The 5,689-nt window shown below is 70.2% G+C and carries 6 protein-coding genes; 2 read left to right on the top strand and 4 right to left on the bottom strand.

The window, feature by feature from the left end; translation table 11 throughout:
* The first annotated feature begins 190 nt into the window (after positions 1 to 190).
* Both HG543_RS50910 and HG543_RS50905 read left to right on the top strand, forming a co-directional pair.
* Positions 191 to 1,072: a GGDEF domain-containing protein gene (locus tag HG543_RS50910; protein ID WP_169352225.1), complete on the top strand. Its 882-nt coding sequence runs from the start codon at positions 191 to 193 to the stop codon at positions 1,070 to 1,072.
* Positions 1,073 to 1,075: 3 nt separating this feature from the next.
* Positions 1,076 to 1,228 carry a hypothetical protein gene (locus HG543_RS50905; protein WP_169352224.1) on the top strand — a complete coding sequence of 51 codons (153 nt, stop codon included), beginning with the start codon at positions 1,076 to 1,078 and terminating at the stop codon, positions 1,226 to 1,228.
* A 4-nt stretch (positions 1,229 to 1,232) separates the two neighbouring features.
* Here the strand turns inward: HG543_RS50905 and HG543_RS50900 are convergent, their stop codons facing one another.
* From HG543_RS50900 to HG543_RS50885, 4 genes are all read right to left on the bottom strand, one after another.
* On the bottom strand, positions 1,233 to 2,114 hold the full coding sequence (locus HG543_RS50900) for a CheR family methyltransferase (RefSeq protein ID WP_169352223.1): 882 nt from the start codon (positions 2,112 to 2,114) through the stop codon (positions 1,233 to 1,235).
* Positions 2,115 to 2,125: 11 nt separating this feature from the next.
* Positions 2,126 to 2,692 carry a chemotaxis protein CheW gene (locus tag HG543_RS50895; protein ID WP_169352222.1) on the bottom strand — a complete coding sequence of 189 codons (567 nt, stop codon included), beginning with the start codon at positions 2,690 to 2,692 and terminating at the stop codon, positions 2,126 to 2,128.
* Positions 2,693 to 2,707: 15 nt separating this feature from the next.
* Positions 2,708 to 4,390: a methyl-accepting chemotaxis protein gene (locus HG543_RS50890; protein ID WP_169352221.1), complete on the bottom strand. Its 1,683-nt coding sequence runs from the start codon at positions 4,388 to 4,390 to the stop codon at positions 2,708 to 2,710.
* 3 nt (positions 4,391 to 4,393) lie between these two features.
* The coding region (locus tag HG543_RS50885; RefSeq protein WP_169352220.1) for a chemotaxis protein CheA at positions 4,394 to 5,689 on the bottom strand (1,296 nt) is incomplete at its 5' end.

The raw sequence follows: 5,689 nt of genomic DNA, 5'->3' as shown, positions 1-5,689 counted from the left end.
CCACAAGGGCACACGCGCCCGCCCGCCCGCCTTCGTTGAGTGCCCAACCGCCTGTTCAGGTCGGACGTCCTCCCCCCGCCTTTCCCAGGGGAAGCGCCGGATGTGGGAGAAGGGCTCCCCGCACCAGACGCACTTCAGTCCGGTGGCGTGGCTTCCCCGGAAGCGGGGGGACTGCTAGCCTCGCTCCGCGATGTCCGGAGACGAAACCCGCGTCACCAAGATCTCCACGCTCAAGGATGTGCGCTCCGAGCGCAGCACCGAGTGCTGCCTCGTGCAGATTCACGGTCCCGAGCTGGGCAAGAAGTACCTCATCGACTCCGAGCTCACCATCGGACGAGACCAGGGCAACCACATCTGGGTGGACCTGGACAACGTCTCCCGCCGGCACGCGCGCGTCCTCGGCAAGGGGGGGCGGATGTTCGTGGAGGATTTGGGGTCCACCAACGGCACCTACCTGAACGACCAGGAGGTGCTCCAGCCCTCGCCGCTGCGCAGCGGGGACCTCATCAAGGTGGGCGGCTCCATCTTCAAGTTCCTCGATGGCGACAACATCGAGACCCAGTACCACGAGACCATCTACACGCTGACCATCGCGGACGGTCTCACCGGCGTGAACAACAAGCGCTACTTCCTCGAGTACCTCGAGAAGGAGATGGGGCGCTCCAGCCGCTACCAGCGCTCGCTCACGCTGATGATGTTCGACATCGACCACTTCAAGCAGATCAACGACGTCCACGGCCACCTGGCCGGGGACTACGTGCTGCGGGAGCTGGCCCAGTCCGTCAAGCGCATGGTGCGCCGCGAGCAGTGCTTCGCCCGCTACGGCGGCGAGGAGTTCGCGCTCGTGATGCCCGAGGACGGCCCGGAGAAGGCGCGCGTCTTCGCGGAGAAGATTCGCCGCCTCATCGAGGAGAAGTCCTTCGTCTACGACGAGCGCGAGATTCCCGTCACCATCTCCATCGGCGTGGCGGAGATGACGCCGGACATGACGGAGCCGCCGCACTTCATCAAGGTGGCGGACGCCAACCTCTACAAGGCGAAGAAGTCCGGCCGCAACCGGGTGGTGGGCTAGCCCGTGGCGAAGGACGCGGGCCCCTCCGTCCTCGCGCGGCTGCTGTTCGTGCTCCTCGGCTGCGGCTTCCTGGGCGCCGCCTGGGTGTGGAGCCACCGCTCGGAGCCCTGGGCCGCGCGCCTCGTGGACACCGTGCGCAAGCCCCCGGCGCCTTGAGCCCTCAGCGGCCCGCCAGCTGACGAGGCGTGTACACGTTCGCGCTCACCGAGCGCACCGCCACGTCGACGCCAATCAGGCTCTCCGCGTGCCCCAGGAAGAAGTACCCCGTGGGGGTCAGCTTCTGGACCATCCCCTGGATGACGCGGCTTCGGGCGTCCGCGCCGAAGTAGATGAGGACGTTGCGGCAGAAGATGAGGTCGAAGGCCCCCGAGGGCCACTCGCTGGGGACGTTGAGGTTGACGCGGGCGAAGCGCATCACCGTGCGCAATTCCGGCCCCGCCTTCATCAACCCCTCCTGGGTCCGCACGCCCTTCAGCATGAAGTCCTTGAGCAGCGTCTGGGGAATCGTGCGGGAGCGGTCCAGGTTCCACAGCCCCTGCTGACTGCGCTGCAGCGCCCAGGTGGACAAATCGGAGGCCACCACCTCCAGGCTCCACCCGGAGCCCTTGGGGAAGGCCTCCAGCAGACACATGGCGATGGAGTAGGGCTCCTCGCCGGTGGAGCAGGCCGCGCTCCACACGCGCAGGGTGCGCGGCCTACGGCCCGCGGCGGCCAGGGCGGACCACTCGGGGAGGATGCGCTGGCGCAGCAGGTCGAAGTGCTGAGGCTCGCGGAAGAAGGACGTCTCGTGCGTGCAGAGGCTGTCGAGCATCCGCACCTTCTCCGCCTCGTGCCCCTTCTCGGTGACGTAGCTGTAGTAGGCGCCGAACGAGTGCAGCCCCAGCTCGCGCAGGCGCCGCGAGAGCCGGTTGGCCACCAGCGCATCCTTGGCGGCCGACAGGTGGATGCCGGCCTCCTTCTCCACCAGGGCCTGGAACAACAGCAGCTCCCGCCGTGAGAGCACGGGCGTCCCGGAGGGCGGGGGCGGGGAGGGCGCTTGCATGGCCTTCGTGCTCAACCCTTCGCGGGCGTCTCCGCCGGAGCCTCGACGGAGGGCACCGCGGGCACGGGGGACGTGCCCGGAGCCTGCGTCTCACCGGCGGCCGTGGCCAGGCTGAGCAGCTCCGAGATGGACAGGACCCGGTCCAGGTCCAACAGCATGATGAACCTGCCGTCGTGCCGGCCCATGCCGAGCAGGAAGTCCAGGCGCACGCGGGTGCCGAAGGAGGGAGGCGCCTCGATGTCGTCCGGGCCCAGCTCCAGCACCTCGCTCACGGAGTCCGTCAGCAGGCCAATGGCCGTCTGCTGCCCGTCCAGCGCCACCTCGACGATGACGAAGCAGGACCAGCGCGTCATCGGCCGCGGCGGCAGGCCGAACTTCACGGCCAGGTCCACCACGGGCACCACGCTGCCGCGCAGGTTGATGACACCCTGCACGGCGGGCGGCATCCCCGGCACCCGGGTGATGGGGCAGTGCTCGATGATTTCCCGCACCCGCAGGATGCCGACGGCGTACGCCTCGCCCGCGATGACGAAGCTGAGGTAGTTGGAGCGGGCCGCCTTCTCGATGGAGTCGCTCATGGGATGGGGCTCCTCCTAGAACCGCTGGAAGTCCTGGTTGGACCCGGCGGAGGGCTCCGGCAGCGTCACCCGCGCGGAGGCGCCAGGCAGCGGGCCCTGGGCCGCGGCGTGCAGCCCGCGCACGGGCGAGGGCGGCGGCCGAGGCGCGGGGGTGCGCGTCTTCGGACCGAAGTGGGCCTGCTCGCTGCCGTCGCCCAGGCGGAAGAAGGTCATCATCTGCAGGAGCGACTCGGCCTGGGACGCCATCTCCTCGGCCGTGGAGGACAGCTCCTCCGCCGCGGAGGCGTTGCGCTGCGTCACCTGGTCCACCTGCATCATCGCGCGGCTCATCTGCGCCACGCCGATGGACTGCTCCTTGGACACCGTCGTCACCTGCTGCACCAGCTCCGCCGTGCGGCGGATGGAGGGCACCAGCTCCGTGAGCAACTGCCCGCTGCGCTCGGCCACGCGGACGCTGGAGGTGGCCAGGCCCCCAATCTCCTTCGCGGCCTTCTGGCTGCGCTCGGCCAGCTTGCGCACCTCGGTGGCGACCACGTTGAAGCCCCGTCCGTGCTCCCCGGCGCGCGCGGCCTCCACCGCCGCGTTCAGCGCCAGCAGGTTCGTCTGGTACGCAATCTCCTCGACGATGGAGATGCGCTCGGCGATGGAGTTCATCGCCTCGACGGTCTCCTTCACCGCCCGCCCGCTCTCCTCCGCGTCGCGCGCGCCCTTGACGGCCATCTGCTCCATCTCGCGGCTGTGCTCCGCGTTCTGGCTGATGGTGGTGTTGAGCTGCTCCAGGCTGGCGGTGGTCTCCTCCACGGAGGCCGCCTGGGTGCTGGTGCCCTGCGACAGGCCCTGCGCCGCGGAGGCCACCTGGGTGGACGCCGAGGACAGCGAGCCCGCCGCGCCGCGCACCTCACTGATGACGCCGGACAGGCGCTGAATCATCTCCTTCATGCCACCCAGCATCTGCCCCGTCTCGTCCTTGCCCCGGGCGGTGATGGCCGCCGTCAGGTCACCGGCGGTGAGCTGGCTCGTCACCTGCACGGCCTCGCCCAGCGGGCGGACGATGCTGCGCGTCAGCGCGTAGGACAGCAGCCCCGCCAGCAGCGTGCCCAGGATGCCGCCGACGATGAGCGTCATATAGAGCGTCTCCGTCATCGCGTCCGTGTCCTTGAGACGCTGCTCCAGGAGCTTGCTCTCCTCGGTGGCCACCTCGGTGAGGACGGCGCGGATGCGGTCCGCCATCTGCTTGCCGCGCGCGGCCTGCTCCACCGCGATGAGCTGGCTCAGCTCCCCCCGGCCCGCGTTGAGCTCGCGCCGCTGCTGGATGAGGGGCTCCAGGTGCTGGTTCAACCACTGCTGCTGCACGTCCCGGGCCTCCTGCAGGCGCTCCTGCTGCTGCGAGTTCTCGGTCGTCAGCTCGCGGATGCGGTTCAGGTTCTGGACGAAGCTGACGCGGGCCAGCGTGTGCGGCTCCAGGAACTTCTCGTCGCCGGTGATGACGAAGCCGCGCTGCCCCGTCTCCAGGTCGGCCAGGTCGCCCTCCAGCGTGCGCACGGAAATCAGCACCTGGTGGCTCTCCGTGTCCGCGTCACTGGCCACGCTGACCCGGTTCAGCGTCGAATACGCCGACAGCACGAGGCCGATGATGATGGCGACCATGGTGCTGAAGGCCAGCAACAGCTTGCGGGTGATGCTCAGGTTCTCGAACAAGGTTCACTCCGTCCTGCGTGATTCCTGGCGGGGGCCGCTGCGTGCGGCCACGTCCTCGGGGATGGCGTACTCGGGTGTCTCGGCGGCCCGGCGGATGGCCCGGCGCACCAGGGTGGGGGTGTCCAGGATGAGGCCCACGCGGCCGTCTCCCAGGATGGTGGACCCCGAGATGCCGGGGGCGTCCTGGAACAGCCGGCCCAGGGGCCGGATGACGCGCTGGCCCTCGCCCTGGAGCTCGTCCACCGCGAAGCCCACGACGCCGTCCGGGTGCCGCAGCACCACCACGTTCTCCCGCGCGGGCGCGGCGCCGCCGAGGCCGAAGACGTGCCGCAGGCGCAGGTAGGGCACCGGCTGGCCCCGCAGCGACATCACCCCGGACTCGTCCGCGCTGCGCTGCTCGCGGGGCAGCTCGATGCACTCCTGCACCAGCTCGATGGGCACCACGTAGACCTGGTCGCCCACGCCCATGGCGAAGCCCTGGATGACGGCGAGGGTGAGCGGCAGGCGCAGCGTCACCGTGGTGCCGCGGCCCTCCTGGCTGCGCAGCGCCACCGTCCCGCGCAGGGCCTCGATGTCGCGGCGCACCACGTCCATGCCCACGCCCCGGCCGGACAGCTCCGTCACCGACTTCGCGGTGGAGAAGCCGGGCTCGAAGATGAGCTGGTCCACCTCCTCGTCGCGCAGCCGCTCCGGAGCGGCCACGAGGCCCCGCTCCTTCGCCCGCTCGCGCACGCGCTCCCGCTGGATGCCCCGGCCATCGTCGGACATCTCCACGACGACGTTGCCCGAGTCATGGAAGGCGCGCAGGCGGATGCGCCCGCAGGGCTCCTTGCCCGCGGCCTTTCGCTCCTCGGGTGACTCGATGCCATGGTCCAGCGCGTTGCGCAGCAGGTGGAGCAGCGGCTCGCGCAGGGCCTCCAGCACCGCGGTGTCCATCTCCACGTCCTCGCCCGCCAGCTCCAGCAGGGCCACCTTCCCCTGCGAGCGAGACAAGTCGCGCACGGTGCGCAGGTGCTGCCGGAACAACGGCCCCACCGGCACCATGCGCACCTTCATGACCTGCTCCTGCAGGTCCTGGAACAGGTGGTCCATCTCGCGCTGCTGCGCGACGGCGTCCTCCCAGCTCGCGCCGGAGGCCTGCGCCTCCATGAGGAACTGCGTCATCCGGCCGCGGGCGATGGACAGCTCCGCCGTGAGGGTGACGATGCGGTCCAGCCGCTCCACGTCCATCCGCATCGACTTGCCGCGCACCGTGGGGCGGAGCTCCACGCGGGGCAGCGCTTCCTCGGGGGCCGGGGC

Source organism: Pyxidicoccus fallax (assembly GCF_012933655.1).
GTDB classification, from domain to species: Bacteria; Myxococcota; Myxococcia; order Myxococcales; family Myxococcaceae; genus Myxococcus; species Myxococcus fallax.
This window is presented reverse-complemented; position numbering and strand designations above follow the sequence as displayed.

Excerpts from the sequence above, each read along its gene's own strand:
- HG543_RS50910 (WP_169352225.1), top strand. The coding sequence starts at position 191 with ATGTCCGGAGACGAAACCCGCGTCACCAAGATCTCCACGCTCAAGGAT.
- HG543_RS50900 (WP_169352223.1), bottom strand. The coding sequence starts at position 2,114 with ATGCAAGCGCCCTCCCCGCCCCCGCCCTCCGGGACGCCCGTGCTCTCA.
- HG543_RS50895 (WP_169352222.1), bottom strand. The coding sequence starts at position 2,692 with ATGAGCGACTCCATCGAGAAGGCGGCCCGCTCCAACTACCTCAGCTTC.